Origin of the sequence: Paenibacillus sp. FSL R7-0189 (assembly GCF_037969925.1) — a bacterium.
Lineage (GTDB): Bacteria > Bacillota > Bacilli > Paenibacillales > Paenibacillaceae > Paenibacillus_AQ > Paenibacillus_AQ odorifer.
Genome location: NZ_CP150223.1, coordinates 6,086,250 through 6,103,728, shown reverse-complemented (window position 1 = coordinate 6,103,728; position 17,479 = coordinate 6,086,250). Strand labels below are relative to the sequence as shown.

Genomic DNA, 17,479 nt, shown 5'->3' with positions numbered 1-17,479 from the left:
TGCGTCCTAGCTAATGAGTGTCATCGGAAGGCACTTATAAATAGAGATGGAGGATGACGAGATATGAACAAAAGAACAAAAAATCTATTTAAAATGAGTGCAGTTGGATGTGTAGCCATTATGGGAGTGAGTGCAGCTTCTTTACCGGTTCATGCTATGGTTCCCACACAAGTAACAGCTAATGTTTCTGCGGCTTTACCGTCCAAGGCACCAGCTCTTGCTGGCATTAAAGTGCAAGAAAAAGTACTTAACACAACAAGTAAATACCTGATTGCAGATTTAAAAGTACCACAGCTAACAGGAATGCTGGATACTCATTATCAAGATGAACTGAACGATATTATCCTCTCTCATGCTGAAAAGGATCTGGCACAGTGGGAGAAAGACGCCGCAGAAATGGGCAAAAAAGCACAGGCTGATCAAATGGAATTTCATCCTTATACTCTTTACATTACTTATGATCTGAAATCAGATGGAACAGGTTCTCCAGCAGGTGTTATCTCCTTGACTGTTACTACTGAAGGCTCTGAAGGTGGAACAAGCATGCCGCGGATCGATACTTATAATGTGAAAAATATAGCTGAGGCAGAACCTGTTACACTAACGGATCTACTGGGCGCTAACTACAAAGAGAAGCTCGATGCAGACATTCTGGCAGAAATTAAAAAGGATTCAGATAAGTATTTCTTAGAAGAGTACACAGGAACTTCAACTGAGCAGTCGTTCTATATCGATAAAGGTAACTTAGTAATCGTATTCCCTAAATACAGCATTGCACCAGGTTATGTAGGTTCACCAGAGTTTCGGTTCAGCTTAAATCATAGTTCAACGGATACAACTAAGCTAGATTTGAAAAAAGTAGCTACTTTCACGAATAAGAAAGGCGTGCGCATGGTATCGCTTCGTGATGTGGCCAGTCAACTAAACTATGAATTGAAATGGAATCAGTCTACCAAAACCGCTGAATTGATGAAAGGTGCACAGTGGACAAGTGTTACGCTTAACAAAGATTCATACTTTTTCGCAAAAATGACTCCTAAAGCTTTAGGTGCTGCACCTGTTCTGCAAGATAACAAAACCTATGTACCTGTTCAATTTGTATCAGAAATTCTACAGGTTGAAGTTCAGAAATAACCTTTTAGAAGTTTGTGAAAGTAGTTAGATTTTTTAAAAACATCCCGCAGGGTAATTCTTGCGCGGGTGTTTTTTTACTTTTGATAACAGAATAACCAGTTAAAAGAACTTTTTGTGCTACTCCTGCGTCCTGCCTATGAACAACAAATTAAGGGTAAGGACTGAAACAGAATGAATGACAACAAGCGTTATATGCCTGGAATTGATGGACTAAGAGCTTTTTCTGTACTCGCTGTCATAGCCTATCATTTGAATTTGAAATGGGCTGGGGGTGGACTGCTGGGAGTGGGAATCTTTTTTGTGATCTCGGGTTATCTCATCACAGACCAAATCATTAACCAATGGGAGCGTCATCGAAGATTGGACCTTCTGGACTTTTGGATACGTAGAGCACGGAGGTTGCTGCCGGCGACGATAGTCATGCTGATCGTTGTCACCTTATGGCTCTTAATCATAGATCCCACGAGATTAAATGGGCTGACAGGAGATTTCATGTCATCACTATTTTACGTTAATAACTGGTGGTTAATATTTCATGATGTTTCGTACTTCGAAAGCTTTGGACCTCCTTCACCGATCGGACATTTATGGTCACTTTCTATTGAAGAACAGTTTTATATTCTATGGCCGCTGCTGCTCGTATTAGGACTAAAGATCATACCTCGTCGAGGTAAACTTATTGCCTGGATTCTGGCTTGTGCTGCTGTCTCAGCTTTAGCCATGGCTATGTTCTATGTACCGGGCACAGATCCAAGCAGGGTCTATTATGGAACAGATACTCGCATATTTGCACTTCTAGTTGGAGCGGCGCTTGCCGTTGCATGGCCTAGTCAGAAACTTAAAAATACAGTCACAGAAAGATCTCGTTATATGTTTGATATCATTGGTGCTCTGGGACTGCTGGTATTAATGGTGCTAGTTTACCGGATTAACGAATTTGATGAATCACTATATCGTGGTGGATTTTTGATCATCTCTATCATTACTGCAGTAGTGATTGCCGTGCTTGCTCATCCTGCCAGTTCTCTTGGCCGGAAAATAGGCTGCAAACCTTTGCGATGGATAGGTGTACGTTCATATAGCTTATACCTTTGGCATTATCCCGTAATTATTCTTACCAGCCCTAATGGGAATCCAGATGAGAGCGGCGTGCTTCGTATTATCCTTCAGTTAGCAGGAAGTTTTCTACTGGCAGCCTTATCATACAAATATGTGGAGGAGCCGCTCCGGCGGAAATCATTAAGAAACATTTGGAACCATTGGAGTGCGAAACAACGCCGCAGCTACCGCCCAGTCTTTCTTATGACCATGATCTTTTTGATTCTTATTCCGATTGCCTGCAATGGATATTTATCCAATGCTGAATCTGACACGCGTCCAATCGAAGTTGCAGATAAGGAGAATGTACAGCAAGAAGCAACAGCGCTAGATCCAATAGATCACAACTCATTGGCACCACCCGTAGAAAAAGATACGACGGATGTTGAGAAGCAAAAACCTGACACTGAAGAGAAACAAGCTGAACGAGAAGGAAACATAGCGGTAACCGAAAAAAATCAAACCGGAAAGAATATTACGGCCATTGGCGATTCTGTCATTTTGGATGCGGCACCATTTTTGGTAGAAAGTTTCCCTGGTATTGTTATCGATGGAAAGGTCGGCAGACAGATGATGCAGGCACAGGAGGTGGTTGATCAGCTTAGAGCACAAGGACGGTTAGGGAAGCGGATGATCATAGAGCTGGGGACGAATGGAGCTTTTAACTCCAAGCAATTACGTAAACTATTAAACTCGTTAAGCGATGCGGAGCAGATTATTTTGGTCAATACACGTGTGCCGAGAAAGTGGGAGCAGACTGTGAATTCCACCCTTTCAAAAGTTTCCAGTGAATTCAGGAATACGACCATAGTAGACTGGTACTCAGCTAGTGAAGGAAAAGACGACTACTTCTACAAAGATGGTGTTCATCTGAAACGTGAGGGTGCCAAGTATTATGCATCAATTCTAATTAAAGCTTTGGAAAAAGAAAATAAATAATTTATTTGGAATCTCCAAACTTTTTTATACTCACCAAACGTCTTACTCCTGTTACAACACCAGATCACAAACAGAGAAGGATAATCGACCATGTTGAATAGGAAAACCGAGAAAATATTGACGCGATGTATCAAAGAAAACAAAGAAAATGTATACCGGCTTGCTTACAGTTATGTGAAAAACAAAGAGGATGCCCTCGACATTGTGCAGGATTCTATTTATAAAGCGATGACACGAATGGATTTGCTAAAGGATCACGATGCCGTGAAAAGCTGGTTTTACAGGATTGTCGTGAATACCTCTTTAGACTTTTTGCGCAGAAACAAGAAGGTTCAGACGATGGAGCCAGAGATAATAGAAACCTATAGTCCGGCTGTTGAGGATAACTATACAGATATGGATTTGAAAAGAACACTGGAAGAGCTGCCGGCGAAATACCGAAGTGTGATCGTGCTTAGATATTTTGAGGATATGAAGATTAATGAAGTGGCTGAAGTTCTTAATGAGAACACCAATACAATAAAGACAAGGCTGTATCAGGCCCTTCAGTTATTGCGAGTGAAGCTGAATGATGAAGCCTTAAAGGAGATAAAGTAAGATGGACGAAAGAATACAAGAATTACATAAAGAGTATACCGATATTCCCATTCCGGATGAACTTGATTTGATTGTAAACCGCTCTATAAAGCAGTCACTTAAAGCCAATAGAAAAAAACACACAACAACTAAGTGGGTGGCTAGTGTTGGAGCGGCCGCAGTTATTTTTCTAGTAGCCATAAACACCAGTACAACCGTAGCTAGTGCATTATCTTCCATCCCAGGCGTTGATCGGATAATAAAAGTGCTAACTATTAAAGAATACGTTGTAGAAGAAGAGAACTACGATGCTAATATCAAAGTTCCAGCCGTAACGGATATGGAGAACAAAGAACTGGAGCTTGGATTGAACAGCAAATATTTAAGTGAGAATAAAGCACTATACGAAAAGTTCCAAGCGGAGATCGAAGCGTTGAAGGAACAAGGTGGGGGCCATTTGGGGCTGGATGTTGGTTATGAAGTGAAAACGGATAATGAGCATATTTTCTCCATTGGCAGATATGTTGAGGAAACCGCTGGTTCATCTTCAATGGAAGTTACTTTTGATACGATAGACAAAGAAAATCAGATCCTTATTACATTACCAATGTTATTTAAAGATGATCAATACATTGAGCGCATCAGCGAAAATATTAAAGAACAGATGATTGCTCAAATGAAAGCAGACTCTGAGAAAGTTTACTGGATCCCTGAGTATGGCGATGATGTGCCAACGGATCAGTTTACATCCATTACGAAGGATCAAAGCTTTTATATCAATACCGAAGGTAAGCTTGTGATTGTGTTTAATAAATACGATGTCGCACCGGGTTATATGGGCTCCGTTGAATTTGTGATACCAACCGCGGTGCTTGCTGATGATTTGGTCAGTCAGAAGTATATTCAATAAAAGAATTCTGGGAATAACGTCATCTGCGTTCCGAAACTCTGCGCAAAAGTTGATAAATGTGGAACTAGCGTCATCTGAGTCCAAAAGTTTAGCCAAAACTCTTTGTCAAAGCCTTAAACATCGTTTGATGTCATTATTTTACGGGGGACGCAGCAGCTATCGGACTCAGCTGACCCTAAACGCAGCATTATCGCACTTTTGCAATCCTAACGGACCACATCGTCGCTATTGGCACGAAAAACACTCCCCAAGCACTCTTTTCTAACGAATAGCTGCACTGGGGTCCGAAACTCTGCGCAAAAGCTGATAAAAGCGGAAATAACGTCATCTGGGTCCGAAAGTTTAGACGTAAATAAATCGCTCTACTGCCGCAACGGTAGCATAAATATCCGGGTTAGAATTATCGATCAACGCAATATTTTCAGCCGGGAGCGGCCATGCTACCGTACGGTTGCCAAGAGAAGTGCGGAATTCATTCCAATGCTGGAACTTCCATTCATCTAGTGGTGATTGTCTGTCTTGAATTCGTTCCCGGTACAATTCCTCGTTGGCTAAACCTACCAAGACAACCTTGACTTCAACATCAAGGAGGGAACGTCCGATCCGAACTAACTCATTGCTGATCCAGTCAGGATTGGCCGCCTCTTTGGTGAAGGGACCAACCACAAAAGCATCGACGTCCAAGCCTATATTATCCAGCGCAGCATCCATAGTGATTCGATAACCTAAATCGCGGCATAACCTTTTGTACTCTGCTGAGTCTCTATCTGCCGGATCCAGTCCGTGTAAAGTCATTATGGCGTCGGCAGCAGGCCGTAGCAGAATATCCATATCGAAAAATGGTATTTTGCGCCGCGAAGCAATCGCTTTAGCTAACGTTGTTTTGCCTGCTCCAGCTGGACCAAGAAAAAATACAAGTTTATTCATTTCTAATTCTCCTTAGTTCTCAAGTCAACTCCAAAGTGTATCTATGCATACTATCATATAAAAGATGACGAGCGATCGCCAGCGCAAACCTAATCTCGGCAAGTGACGGTCCACAAAAACTAAAATTGTTCGCAAATTAGCCTGAAAAATGATAATTTTTTGCTTCTCCATTGAGTTTTTAGTTAATCCTGCTTATAATATAGCGAGAAAAATAAGAAAAAGGTGTCCATAAATGAGCATATTAAATGTTGAAGGATTAAGTCATGGCTTTGGGGATCGTGCGATTTTTAAGGATGTTTCATTCCGTCTCCTAAAAGGCGAGCATATCGGATTATTCGGCGCTAACGGCGAAGGAAAATCCACTTTTATGAATATTGTTACAGGCAAACTGCAACCTGATGAGGGTAAAGTCGAATGGTCCAAGCGGGTGCGTGTTGGCTACCTCGATCAGCATGCTGTGTTAACCAAAGGAATGACGATTCAAGACGTACTCAGAAGTGCCTTTCAATACCTGTTTGATCTTGAGCAAGAGATGAATGATATGTACGGCAGAATGGGTGACGTTTCACCTGAAGAGCTGGAAAAGCTGCTTGAAGAAGTAGGTACCATCCAAGATACACTTACAAATCAAGATTTTTACATGATTGATGCGAAAGTACAAGAAACTGCGCGTGGACTAGGGATCACTGACATTGGATTGGACCGTGATGTAGCCGATCTTAGTGGTGGTCAACGTACCAAAATCTTGCTTGCGAAGCTATTGCTTGAAAAACCAGATATTTTGCTCCTCGATGAGCCTACGAACTATCTGGATGAGCAGCATATTGAGTGGCTGAGACGTTATCTTCAAGAGTATGATAATGCCTTTATTCTGATCTCTCACGATATGCCATTCTTGAATAGCGTTATCAACCTGATCTACCATATGGAAAATCAAAAGCTGACCCGTTATGTGGGTGATTATGAGCAATTCCAACAAGTCTACGAAATGAGAAAACAACAGCTTGAATCTGCTTATAATCGTCAAAAGCAAGAAATAGCAGAGCTGAAGGATTTCGTAGCTCGTAATAAAGCCAGCGTGGCAACCCGTAATATGGCGATGTCCAGACAGAAGAAGCTCGACAAGATGGAGATCATCGAGATTGCCAAGGAGAAACCGAAACCACAGTTTAACTTTAAAGAAGGTAAAACTGCGGGCAAGATGATTTTCGAAGCAAAAGAATTGGTTATCGGCTACGATTCTCCATTGTCCAGACCGCTTAATTTGCTGATGGAGCGTGGACAGAAGATCGCGTTGGTTGGGGCAAACGGAATTGGTAAAACAACTTTGCTGCGCAGCATTTTAGGTGAAATCTCTGCATTGTCCGGTTCGGTAGAACGTGGATACCATCAGGAGATTGGCTATTTTGAGCAAGAGATGAAGGAAGGCAATTACAAGACTTGTATTGAGGAAATCTGGGACACGTTCCCGTCTCTGTCACAATTCGAAGTACGTGCTGCCCTTGCTAAATGCGGATTAACTACGAAGCATATTGAGAGTAAGATTGCTGTTCTAAGTGGTGGGGAAAAAGCCAAAGTGCGTCTATGTAAGCTCATTAATAGCGAAACCAATATTCTCGTATTAGATGAGCCGACAAACCACTTGGATATCGATGCCAAAGATGAACTGAAACGCGCTCTAAAAGCATACAAAGGAAGCATTCTTATGATTTCTCACGAACCCGATTTTTATCAGGACATCGTAACAGATATCTGGAATTGCGAAGATTGGACGACGAAAGTATTCTAAGTATACGAGTTCAATTAACGAATCTTAAACAGGATACCTAACTTCGATTCTCCGAAGGGTATCCTGTTTTTTTATCCCGAGGCACCATCTGCATTAACTGTGACGATTAAAATTGGCGTCTGAGGCAATGATTCCATCTCTCTGAGAAATCTTGAACAGTAACGCAAAAACACCACTGAGGATGGATAATGTAACTACACAAGGTTACTAGGATACCGATGATCCAGCCTGCAAGATGGGAGACACTTTCAATGCAGATGCCTTTTATAAAATCGACTGATTTATATTTCATCCGTACCTCAAGATAGGCGTAGATGATTACAAATAGCATAAATAGACCACACCAGTGATAAAAGTATTTTGGCAGATTCCCAGATAACAAATCCGTCAAAAATTGAATGGCCGTCTTCATGATTTCCATAATTAACACAAACAATAGATCACTCCTCAAAACTTTCCGCCGGTAAGCAAACTTTAGGCTTCAAACTTCAGATTCTGCGGTTCCGTCGGAAATTCTTCTGTCCGTGCACGGGAATCAGTGACGGGAACATCCAGGCCTACTTCTTCAAAGGTGCAGTCATCCAGCCAAATCTTTCCGGATCCGGATAGGAGAATACCTATGTTGATACAATCCGCCTCTGCCGGGATATCCAGCACACAAGCGTAAAAATTCCAGGAAGCAGTTCCTTTAATACTTCTGTACTGCATGTTGTCAAAACCCAGCATATTCTGGAGCTTGTCATCAATACGCATCCATAAGCCGCACCAGTCGCTTACTTCTTCGGTCCGGATAAAGCCGGCAAACCGCATCCGTTTCCCAAGATAATTTTTTGCGTCAAACTGCTGCATTAGAGTACCGAATTCGTTCCCTTCGAGTGGTTCAGTTTCTGCGCATTCCAGTGATACAGAGTTCCTTCCCTTATGGTAAATCTGCATATCTAATGATGCCTTATATTTGCTGGGGGATGTTCCGGTGATGAACCAACCTTTAATTTCGGACATGGTAAATTCCTCTCTTTCCTGAATCAATAGTTTTATCTGTGACCTGTATTGGGCTGGGGGGAGAGCATAAAGTCCTTTAAAAGCTCTTGTAAAAGCCTCTTGACTATCAAAACCATAAAGAAGTGCAATATCTAGAATGCATTCTTCGGAATAGAGCAGCAGTTGGGCAGCAGAACTCAACCTGCGGGAACGAATGTATTCAGCTACACTTTTGCCGACATATTTCTGAAAGAGCCGATGGAAATGATATTTGGAGAATCCAGCCTCTTTCGCAATTCTGTCCAGATTCAATTCTTCTTCTTCCAAATGGTTCTCAATAAATTCAATACTATTGTGAATCATCTTGTAATACAGCCTGATCACCTCCTTGTTCTGGTCTTAATATACCTCATCTATTTAAAGGGATTTTGATAATTCTTGCTTAGTTGTACTTCAGTATGTAGAAATTTGCACCTGAATCTAATACTATCAGCAGAATATATAAAAGAAGAGTATTAAAACTATAAAACACAAAAAGGCGAATTCTTACTCATAATGGAGTGAGAATCCGCCAATATCTATTTGGATGCATTCCTACATTAAACCTCAATGATGATTGGAAGGATCATTGGACGCCGTTTCGTTTTCTCGTATAGGAACTTACTTAATGATTCTTTGATGGTCTGCTTGATGATATTCCATTGGCCGAGATCAGTTTCGTTCATCTTTTTAAGGGTCGATGTTACATGCTGGTTGATCTCGTCCATTAAATTATCGGAGTTACGGACATAAACGAATCCCCTGGAAATGGTGTCCGGCTCATTTAATAGACGTCCATCGGTTTGGCTCAGTGTAATCACCGTAATCAGTATGCCGTCTGCTGACAGCTGGCGACGATCGCGAAGCACAACATTTCCAATATCACCGATCCCAAGGCCATCCACTAGAATTTGCCCAGCAGTCACTCGACCGGATTGGCGGACAACACCAGACGATGACTCGACGATGTCCCCATTTTTTAGAATAAAGATATTTTCTGGTTTGACGCCTACCGCCTCCGCTAACAAGCTGTGATGATGCAGCATGCGGTATTCACCATGGATCGGAATAAAGTATTCAGGTTTCATTAGAGTCAGCATTAGCTTAAGTTCCTCTTGGCTACCATGCCCTGAGACGTGAAGCTCACTGCGTGAACCATAGATGACTTTAGCACCCAGCATATATAAATTATCGACAATCCTTGAAACATTTCTTTCATTTCCTGGGATGGGATTGGCTGCGAGCAGAACCGTGTCCCCAGCCTGGATCTCCATCAATCGATGGCTTGAGTTCGCTAAGCGGGAGAGGGCGGCCATGGGCTCTCCTTGACTGCCTGTACATAAAACAGTTACCTGAGCCGGAGGAAGCTTAGCAGCTTCTGCAGGTTCGATCAGCATATTGTCCGGAATGTTTAAGTAACCGAGCTCTTGGGCTACTCCGACTACATTAACCATACTTCTGCCGAGTAAGGTCAATTTACGTTCAGTTAAATGAGAAGCATCAATGATCTGCTGTAGACGATGTACATTTGAGGCGAAGGTAGAAATAAAAATTCTACGTTCTGCTTTTAAAAAGGCTTCTTCTATGTGAGCGCCAACAAGCTTCTCAGAAGGGGTGAAGCCAGGGCGCTCAGCATTGGTGCTTTCTGAAAGCAGGATCTTTACACCCTTTTTACCGATATCGGCCATTTTATGTATATCTGGATACTGCTTGTTGACGGGCGTCATGTCAAATTTGAAGTCTCCCGTATGAACTACGGTACCTTCAGGTGTATCGAATACTACGCCAAGGCAATCTGGAATGCTATGATTTGTATTAAAAAATGTTGTAGTAATGGCACCCAGGGTTAAAGTAGATTCTGAATCAATACAATGGAGTTTCGTTTGTCGTAAAATCCCATGTTCCCTAAGTTTATTTTCGATTAATCCTAGGGTTAAACGGGAAGCATATATCGGGATATTCAACTGTTTAAGCAGGTAAGGAATCCCACCGATATGATCCTCATGTCCATGAGTAACCACCAATGCTTGTACCTTATCAATATTATTTAATAAATACGAAACATCAGGAATAATTAGGTCAATTCCTAAAAGACTTTCATCTGGAAATTTAGAGCCGCAATCAATAACGACAATGTCATCTGCGTATTGCAGGATATACATATTTTTACCGATTTCATGAACCCCGCCTAATGCTGCAATCGAGAGCTGCTTAGCTGCCATTTTCATTGAAGCCCCTCCTAAATAAATTTCTCTATATTATGTTTGATTCCCATTATAATTATCCATTTTGAAGGCTGATACAATATAATAACTGAAGAAAGCTAATCAAAAGATAGGAGAACGTTACTCATGAATATCCGACTATTACAAATGAAAGATAATAGCTCCATTGAAAAGGTCATCAGGGACTGCCTAATTGAGTTTGGCGGGAATCGCGCGGGTCTCGCCTGGGAGGATGACAGCCTGCATCATTTATCAGATTATTATAATCATAGTGAGAATCGGGCTTATTGGGTTGTTGAAGATGGAGGGGGAGTATTGGGAGGTTGTGGAATTGCTCCTTTCGGGAATGATGACAAGATATGTGAGTTGCAAAAAATGTATTTATCTCAGTCGATTAGAGGTAACGGGATAGCCAACGAACTTTTAAATACAGCGCTGGACTTTGCCAAGCTTCATTACAACCAATGTTATTTGGAGACACTGCAAAACATGCACGCAGCCAACCGTTTCTACACAAAAAATGGATTTGAGCTATTAGAAAAACCACTTGCTGGGTCGGAGCATTTTGCTTGTGATGCTTGGTATATTAAAAATTTAATGTAATTGATTTAAAAATGTTGGAGGCCTGGATTACCAGGCTTTTTTTGCTCTAAGATAATGATTTTTTATTTGACAATAAAACCGTCCAGACGGTATAGTAAATAACAGAGGTGATTATCGTGAACAGTAATTCAAAACGAAGTAGTATTTTATTAGCAGCTTCTATTGTTGTTAAAAATAATGGGGTGGAGAAGCTTACGCTTGAAGCCGTTGCCAAAGAAGCCGGGGTCAGTAAAGGTGGACTGCTGCACCATTTTCCGAATAAGGAAGCTTTAATAAAAAGTATGGTGGAAGAGTTAACAAGCGATTTTTTCAGTAATGTTCAAGAAAGAGTAGCGAATGCATCTAGAGAAACGGGGAAGTGGGGACGAGCGTTTGTTCAGGCGATTGACGACGATCTTAAGGAAGAGCAGGAGATTAGCACAGCGCTTTCGGCTGCTCTTTTTACGAATCCGGATATCCTTAAGAAATTTCAAGATCAATACTCAGTATGGCAAAACAATATAGAGAACGATGGAATAGATCCTGTACGTTCAACAATTGTCAGGCTGGCAGCGGACGGTTTATGGTATTCAGAAATGTTCGGATTAGGAGTTTTAGATAAGGAGTTACGCAGTAAAGTGATTCAAGAATTAATAAACATGACGGAGTAAGGAGGGGCTATTGTTGAATTCATATGTGTTACTGGCAACAGCGATTATCTGCGAGGTATTTGGTAGCTCCATGCTTAAGGTTTCTAACGGGTTTAAAAAGATTTTACCTTCAATAGGAGTCGTACTCGGCATGGGTTCAGCCTTTTATTGTCTTTCTTTAGCGCTTTCAACGATTCCTCTAGGGACGGCTTATGCTATTTGGTCAGGGGTAGGTACGGCTTTAACTGCGTTAATTGGAGTAATCATTTATAAAGAAAACTTCAATCTGAAGAAATTACTCGGTCTGATTCTTATCATTGGTGGAGTAGTCATTATGAAACTTTCTGGTGGATCTCATTAGAGCTTGGAGGAAATGTTATGAACAAGAATAAGGGTTTTTGGGTACTAGGGGTAGCTATTATAAGCGAAGTAATAGGTACAACTATGCTGAAAATGTCAGAAGGGTTCACACAAATATTGCCTACTATAGGTGTTATTATTGGTTTTATAATCGCATTTTATAGTTTGTCCATAAGTCTCAGAGTTTTACCTTTAAGCCTAGCTTATGCGATTTGGGCAGGTGTAGGTACAGTTCTAACCGCAATCGTTGGTATCGTAATATGGGGGGATCCATTTAGTGTGCTTACACTTGCAGGCATAGTATTAATAGTTGGAGGTGTGGTTTTATTAAACGCTCCAGATTCAGCTAATGAAAAAGAACTTAAAACCACAAGTTAATCTTCATAATAAACTAGGGTCTGAGAAATCAGGCCTATATTTGATTGGCGTGATGTTGATAGATTCCATATTTAGGGTAGTTTGGCGATATTGGTATCACATATCTTTTCCGTAGAATTACATCTTATAGCTTGAACTGTTCTTTCTCTATAATGAAAGTGTCTCACATTGAAAGGAGGATCGGTTGTTATTTAATGTGCTCTGAGATGAATTTGAATGTAAACGCTATCATTTGAGCACTCAGATAGGGTGACACGTTAGTGATAATCTACATTAAGAGGAGGATTATAATGCGCAACAAGTATGTCGTATGGTCGCTTGTAGTAACCCTGTTGATTTCAAGTTTATACCTGGCAGCGGGTCCGTTCACATTTGTTAGTGCCTCTGGTGGCGCGAATTTGACGCTGGGCAAAACTGTAACGGCTAGCGGTCAATCACAAACGTATAGTCCAAACAATGTGAAAGACAGCAATCAAGAGACGTATTGGGAAAGCAGCAATAATGCATTTCCGCAATGGATCCAAGTTGATCTCGGTACAGAGACAAGTATTGACCAAATCGTATTGAAGCTGCCAACGGGCTGGGAGACGCGTACGCAAACACTCGCCGTTCAAGGCAGCACAAATGGATCTACATTCACTGACATTGTTGGTTCAGCTGATTATGTGTTCAATCCTTCAGCAGGAGGGAACACCGTTAAGATTGATTTTTCAGCAACCAGCACTCGTTATGTACGCCTGAATGTAACAGGCAATACGGGTTGGCCGGCAGCGCAAGTATCTGAATTCGAAATTTATGGAGCTAGCACACCAACACCGACGCCAACAGCCACACCGACAGCCACACCAACGCCAACTGTCACACCAACGCCAACAGCCATACCGACAGCAACGCCAACGGCTACGCCTGTTGCGGGCAGTAATATCGCGTTTGGCAAATCGATTACCGCATCCTCTAATACGCAATCATTTGTGGCAGCAAATGCTAATGACAACAACACCAACACATACTGGGAAGGTGGCAGTAATCCTAGTTCATTGATACTTGACCTGGGGTCAAACTACAACGTTTCCTCAATCGTTCTAAAGTTAAATCCAGCCGCTGCATGGGGAGCACGTACCCAAACGATTCAAGTGCTCGGTCACAATCAAAACACAACGACATTTGGAAATCTGGTGTCAGCACAATCGTATTCGTTTAATCCAGCTTCAGGAAATACAGTAACCATTCCTGTTACCGCAACTGTCAAACGTCTACAGCTTAATATTACTGCCAACTCGGGTGCTCCAGCTGGACAGATCGCCGAATTAGAAGTGTACGGTACTCCAGCTCCGAATCCGGATTTGGTGATTACTGGCATGTCCTGGTCACCAACGAATCCGGTTGAGTCTAATGCGATTACGCTGAACGCAATCGTAAAGAATATCGGCAATGCCAGCTCTCCAGCTACTACTGTTAATTTCTATTTGAATAATGAGCTTGTAGGCTCAGCTCCGGTAGGTGTACTAGCAACTGGAGCATCGACAACAGCATCGATGACACTTACCGCAGGAGTTAAGCCTGCAGCAACGTATTCAGTTAGTGCCAAAGTTGATGAAGATAACCTAGTTATCGAACAAAATGAAGCGAATAACAGCTACACGAACCCAGCGTCACTTATTATCGCTCCAGTGTCCAGCTCTGACTTAGTGGGAACTGTTACATGGACACCAAGTAATCCTGTTGCTAATAACAATGTAACGTTCAATGTAAATCTTAAGAATCAAGGAACCGTCACCACTGCAAGTGGTTCACATGGTATAAGCGTTGTTCTTAAAAACTCTGCGGGTTCCACTATTCAAACCTATAATGGATCTTATAACGGTGCCTTAGCAGGGGGGGCATCAGTTAATGTTGCGATTCCAGGGACTTGGACAGCGATTAATGGTAACTACACAGTCACCACTACTGTTGAAGTGGATGCTAATGAGATAGCTGCCAAGCAAGCGAATAATGTAAGTGTTTCTAATCTCGTTGTCTATGCTGCGCGTGGTGCAAGCATGCCGTATAGTCGATATGATACCGAGGACGCTACTCTCGGGGGTGGCGCGACATTGAAATCGGCGCCAACCTTTGATCAAGCATTAATCGCTTCTGAAGCTTCTGGCCAGCGTTATATAGCTCTTCCTTCGAATGGTTCGAACTTAGAGTGGACGGTCAGACAGGGTCAAGGCGGCGCAGGTGTAACGATGAGATTTACAATGCCTGACTCTGCAGATGGGATGGGATTGAATGGTTCACTGGATGTGTATGTGAATGGAGCGAAAGTAAAAACAGTTTCCTTAACCTCATACTACAGCTGGCAGTATTTCTCAGGTGATATGCCTGGCGATACACCTAGTGCAGGACGTCCACTATTCCGTTTTGATGAAGTTCACTGGAAGATGGATACACCCCTCCAACCTGGGGACAAGATTCGAATCCAGAAGAACAATGGAGATAGCTTGGAATATGGTGTGGATTTCATTGAAATTGAATCTGTTCCAACAGCAATTGCCCGCCCAGCTAACTCCGTATCTGTAACAGATTACGGTGCTGTGGCAAACGACGGACAAGATGATCTGGCAGCTTTTAAAGCTACTGTAAATGCAGCCGTGGCAAGCGGGAAGTCTATTTATATTCCAGCAGGAACCTTTAATCTTAGCAGTATGTGGGAGATTGGTTCTGCTAGTAATATGATCAATAACCTCACTATTACTGGTGCTGGTCTCTGGCACACCAATATTCAGTTCACCAATCCTAATGCTGCGGGTGGTGGTATTTCACTCCGTATTTCAGGTAAGCTAGATTTCAGTAATGTATATATGAATTCTAATTTGCGCTCACGTTATGGACAAAATGCAATTTACAAAGGTTTTATGGATAACTTTGGAACCAACTCTATTATCCATGATGTCTGGGTAGAGCATTTTGAATGCGGAATGTGGGTAGGCGACTACGCTCATACACCTGCGATTTATGCTACCGGGCTGGTAGTTGAAAACAGTCGGATTCGGAACAATCTTGCAGACGGCATCAACTTCTCGCAAGGAACTAGCAATTCAATTGTACGCAATAGCAGTGTGCGAAATAACGGTGACGATGGTCTTGCAGTATGGACCAGTAACACAAATGGTGCACCTGCTGGTGTGAATAATACCTTCTCGTATAACACCATTGAGAATAACTGGCGTGCCGCAGCGATTGCTTTCTTTGGAGGAAGTGGTCATAAGGCTGATCATAACTATATCATTGATACAGTTGGTGGTTCCGGCATACGTATGAATACCGTTTTTCCAGGTTATCATTTCCAGAATAATACGGGTGTAGTTTTCTCAGACACAACCATTATTAACAGTGGCACGAGTAAAGATCTTTATGGGGGTGAACGTGGCGCAATTGATCTTGAAGCATCAAATGATGCTATCAAGAACGTTACATTTAACAACATAGACATCATTAATACCCAGCGTGATGCGATTCAATTTGGATATGGTGGTGGATTCGAGAACATCGTGTTCAACAACATCAATATTAACGGTACAGGACTTGATGGAATAACAACTTCACGGTTCTCAGGTCCACATAAAGGTGCAGCTATTTACACCTATACAGGCAATGGTGCGGCAACCTTTAATAACCTGACAACTTCTAACATTGCTTATCCGAATCTGAATTATATTCAGAGCGGTTTTAATCTAACGATTCATTAATTTTATGTACGAGGTTGAGGGAGAAGCTCTTAGGAGCTTTTCCCTTTTTAGCTTGTAACGAGCTAATATCTCTAATTTGCCAGAAGGATAATGACTACATGAACAAGAAATTAATATATGGGGAATTTAAACTATTAAATTTTTGAAATTCTTTTGCAGATGTGTTGATTTCATCATCTTATGTTCGTCATAGCAGATGCGTCGGATCTCAAAGGACCTCCTGATTTTGTTAAACAACTTACTGCGCTTATTCAGGCAAACCATTTAATTACTTAAAGGGAGAGATGAAAAATGAATCAGGAAGTAATCGATTTTATTGAAGCGCTAAAAGAATCATGGCAGGTGGAGTTGTCCACCTCACTACGTGAGGTTGTTCATCAGGCTATACCGGATGTGCAGGAACGTATTCAGTATAAGAAACCTCATTTTTTGAAAAATGGAAAATACGCTGCGGCCATCTCGACATCAAAAGACGCAGTCAGCTTTGTAATCTTTAATACAACCGAGCTAACGCTTCCAGAGGGAGCATTTGAGGGACCACCTGAAAGGAAAACCTTAAAGCTTCGAAAAGGAGACACATTTGATTCTGCACAGTTGGTCTCTTTAGTTGCTCAAGCTTCAGCTTCTCTTTGATCCATACTTATATTAAAAGGACGATATCTCAAAGTCATTTGACTTCATGGGATATCGTCCTTTTTTGATGATTATACAGTTTTAGTTACTAGTTGTAGTGCTGAGATAATGAATCTGCTCTTCCAGGATGGTACTTGCTTTGCCTAAAAATGTTGTTATCAACTCAAGCTCCTGCTCAGTAAAGGAAGACGCCAGTTTAACCATCTTAGTGTGCAAAGGAAGGTAGGCATTTCCAACCTCGTTATTCTCATATAAAGGGACAATGATCACCTTACGACGGTCATTTGGGTCATGTTCTCTGCGAACAAAGCCGTTTTTTTCAAGTCGATCAACTAATGTGGTAATGCTGCCTGTAGTAAGTCCAGTTAATTTGGATAGCTCGCCGGCGGTGATAGGACCTTTTTCCTGAAGGATATCTATAGATAGAAAATCGTTATTGTATAACCCCAAAGAAGTTGCTACTTTTTGCTGATACAAAACCGTTCGGCTGCCTAGGCCCCGCATGCGTAAAGTTAAGTCTTCCTGCT

Annotated in this window: 16 protein-coding genes; 11 read left to right on the top strand and 5 right to left on the bottom strand. The window is 41.8% G+C overall.

The features are described 5' to 3' along the window. The first annotated feature begins 63 nt into the window (after positions 1 to 63). The 4 genes from MKY63_RS26670 to MKY63_RS26655 all read left to right on the top strand — a co-directional run bounded on the left by MKY63_RS26670 (position 64) and on the right by MKY63_RS26655 (position 4,657). A complete protein-coding gene (locus MKY63_RS26670; protein ID WP_076316222.1) occupies positions 64 to 1,134 on the top strand; it encodes a stalk domain-containing protein in 1,071 nt (356 codons plus the stop codon). A 171-nt stretch (positions 1,135 to 1,305) separates the two neighbouring features. Beyond that, positions 1,306 to 3,171, top strand: coding sequence for an acyltransferase family protein (locus MKY63_RS26665; protein ID WP_339810452.1), 1,866 nt, complete (start codon positions 1,306 to 1,308; stop codon positions 3,169 to 3,171). A 90-nt stretch (positions 3,172 to 3,261) separates the two neighbouring features. Further along, positions 3,262 to 3,768 (top strand): sigma-70 family RNA polymerase sigma factor, encoded by a 507-nt coding sequence (locus MKY63_RS26660; protein ID WP_038570883.1) that lies wholly within the window; start codon positions 3,262 to 3,264, stop codon positions 3,766 to 3,768. A gap of 1 nt (position 3,769) precedes the next feature. Then, positions 3,770 to 4,657, top strand: coding sequence for an RsiV family protein (locus MKY63_RS26655; RefSeq protein ID WP_036677997.1), 888 nt, complete (start codon positions 3,770 to 3,772; stop codon positions 4,655 to 4,657). A 342-nt stretch (positions 4,658 to 4,999) separates the two neighbouring features. Here the strand turns inward: MKY63_RS26655 and MKY63_RS26650 are convergent, their stop codons facing one another. Next, on the bottom strand, positions 5,000 to 5,584 hold the full coding sequence (locus MKY63_RS26650) for an AAA family ATPase (RefSeq protein WP_076316224.1): 585 nt from the start codon (positions 5,582 to 5,584) through the stop codon (positions 5,000 to 5,002). Between the two features lie 232 nt (positions 5,585 to 5,816). Here MKY63_RS26650 and MKY63_RS26645 point away from each other — a divergent pair, with 232 nt between their 5' ends. Beyond that, positions 5,817 to 7,373, top strand: coding sequence for an ABC-F family ATP-binding cassette domain-containing protein (locus tag MKY63_RS26645; RefSeq protein ID WP_036677991.1), 1,557 nt, complete (start codon positions 5,817 to 5,819; stop codon positions 7,371 to 7,373). Between the two features lie 106 nt (positions 7,374 to 7,479). On the opposite strand, the gene MKY63_RS26640 is transcribed toward MKY63_RS26645, so the two are convergent. The 3 genes from MKY63_RS26640 to MKY63_RS26630 all read right to left on the bottom strand — a co-directional run bounded on the left by MKY63_RS26640 (position 7,480) and on the right by MKY63_RS26630 (position 10,615). After that, entirely contained in the window at positions 7,480 to 7,803 is a 324-nt protein-coding gene (locus MKY63_RS26640) for a DUF5823 family protein (protein WP_256717303.1), read from the bottom strand. Between the two features lie 44 nt (positions 7,804 to 7,847). Further along, positions 7,848 to 8,717 carry a helix-turn-helix domain-containing protein gene (locus MKY63_RS26635; RefSeq protein WP_036677981.1) on the bottom strand — a complete coding sequence of 290 codons (870 nt, stop codon included), beginning with the start codon at positions 8,715 to 8,717 and terminating at the stop codon, positions 7,848 to 7,850. A 236-nt stretch (positions 8,718 to 8,953) separates the two neighbouring features. Then, positions 8,954 to 10,615, bottom strand: a complete 1,662-nt coding sequence (locus MKY63_RS26630) for a ribonuclease J (RefSeq protein WP_036678358.1) — start codon at positions 10,613 to 10,615, stop codon at positions 8,954 to 8,956. Between the two features lie 129 nt (positions 10,616 to 10,744). Between MKY63_RS26630 and MKY63_RS26625 the strand changes: the two genes are divergently transcribed. The 6 genes from MKY63_RS26625 (at position 10,745) to MKY63_RS26600 (ending at position 16,952) form a co-directional block, all read left to right on the top strand. Beyond that, positions 10,745 to 11,221, top strand: a complete 477-nt coding sequence (locus MKY63_RS26625) for a GNAT family N-acetyltransferase (RefSeq protein ID WP_036677978.1) — start codon at positions 10,745 to 10,747, stop codon at positions 11,219 to 11,221. Positions 11,222 to 11,337: 116 nt separating this feature from the next. Beyond that, a complete protein-coding gene (locus MKY63_RS26620) occupies positions 11,338 to 11,871 on the top strand; it encodes a TetR/AcrR family transcriptional regulator (RefSeq protein WP_036677976.1) in 534 nt (177 codons plus the stop codon). 13 nt (positions 11,872 to 11,884) lie between these two features. Further along, the gene (locus MKY63_RS26615) at positions 11,885 to 12,211 is read left to right on the top strand and encodes a multidrug efflux SMR transporter (protein WP_036677974.1); all 327 of its coding nucleotides are present in this window, start codon (positions 11,885 to 11,887) and stop codon (positions 12,209 to 12,211) included. Between the two features lie 17 nt (positions 12,212 to 12,228). Next, a complete protein-coding gene (locus tag MKY63_RS26610; protein ID WP_036677972.1) occupies positions 12,229 to 12,588 on the top strand; it encodes a multidrug efflux SMR transporter in 360 nt (119 codons plus the stop codon). A gap of 290 nt (positions 12,589 to 12,878) precedes the next feature. Further along, positions 12,879 to 16,319 (top strand): discoidin domain-containing protein, encoded by a 3,441-nt coding sequence (locus MKY63_RS26605; RefSeq protein WP_076316226.1) that lies wholly within the window; start codon positions 12,879 to 12,881, stop codon positions 16,317 to 16,319. A 291-nt stretch (positions 16,320 to 16,610) separates the two neighbouring features. Continuing rightward, positions 16,611 to 16,952, top strand: coding sequence for a DUF1801 domain-containing protein (locus MKY63_RS26600; RefSeq protein ID WP_036677965.1), 342 nt, complete (start codon positions 16,611 to 16,613; stop codon positions 16,950 to 16,952). An 81-nt stretch (positions 16,953 to 17,033) separates the two neighbouring features. Here the strand turns inward: MKY63_RS26600 and MKY63_RS26595 are convergent, their stop codons facing one another. Further along, complete coding sequence (locus tag MKY63_RS26595) at positions 17,034 to 17,456, bottom strand: MarR family transcriptional regulator (RefSeq protein ID WP_169744822.1); 423 nt, start codon at positions 17,454 to 17,456, stop codon at positions 17,034 to 17,036. Between the last annotated feature and the right edge of the window lie 23 nt (positions 17,457 to 17,479).

What these genes read in the sequence shown, in the direction of transcription:
- MKY63_RS26670 (WP_076316222.1), top strand. Translation starts at nt 64, where the DNA reads ATGAACAAAAGAACAAAAAATCTATTTAAAATGAGTGCAGTTGGATGT.
- MKY63_RS26665 (WP_339810452.1), top strand. Translation starts at nt 1,306, where the DNA reads ATGAATGACAACAAGCGTTATATGCCTGGAATTGATGGACTAAGAGCT.
- MKY63_RS26660 (WP_038570883.1), top strand. Translation starts at nt 3,262, where the DNA reads ATGTTGAATAGGAAAACCGAGAAAATATTGACGCGATGTATCAAAGAA.
- MKY63_RS26655 (WP_036677997.1), top strand. Translation starts at nt 3,770, where the DNA reads ATGGACGAAAGAATACAAGAATTACATAAAGAGTATACCGATATTCCC.
- MKY63_RS26650 (WP_076316224.1), bottom strand. Translation starts at nt 5,584, where the DNA reads ATGAATAAACTTGTATTTTTTCTTGGTCCAGCTGGAGCAGGCAAAACA.
- MKY63_RS26645 (WP_036677991.1), top strand. Translation starts at nt 5,817, where the DNA reads ATGAGCATATTAAATGTTGAAGGATTAAGTCATGGCTTTGGGGATCGT.
- MKY63_RS26635 (WP_036677981.1), bottom strand. Translation starts at nt 8,717, where the DNA reads ATGATTCACAATAGTATTGAATTTATTGAGAACCATTTGGAAGAAGAA.
- MKY63_RS26630 (WP_036678358.1), bottom strand. Translation starts at nt 10,615, where the DNA reads ATGGCAGCTAAGCAGCTCTCGATTGCAGCATTAGGCGGGGTTCATGAA.
- MKY63_RS26625 (WP_036677978.1), top strand. Translation starts at nt 10,745, where the DNA reads ATGAATATCCGACTATTACAAATGAAAGATAATAGCTCCATTGAAAAG.
- MKY63_RS26610 (WP_036677972.1), top strand. Translation starts at nt 12,229, where the DNA reads ATGAACAAGAATAAGGGTTTTTGGGTACTAGGGGTAGCTATTATAAGC.
- MKY63_RS26605 (WP_076316226.1), top strand. Translation starts at nt 12,879, where the DNA reads ATGCGCAACAAGTATGTCGTATGGTCGCTTGTAGTAACCCTGTTGATT.
- MKY63_RS26600 (WP_036677965.1), top strand. Translation starts at nt 16,611, where the DNA reads ATGAATCAGGAAGTAATCGATTTTATTGAAGCGCTAAAAGAATCATGG.
- MKY63_RS26595 (WP_169744822.1), bottom strand. Translation starts at nt 17,456, where the DNA reads ATGCGGGGCCTAGGCAGCCGAACGGTTTTGTATCAGCAAAAAGTAGCA.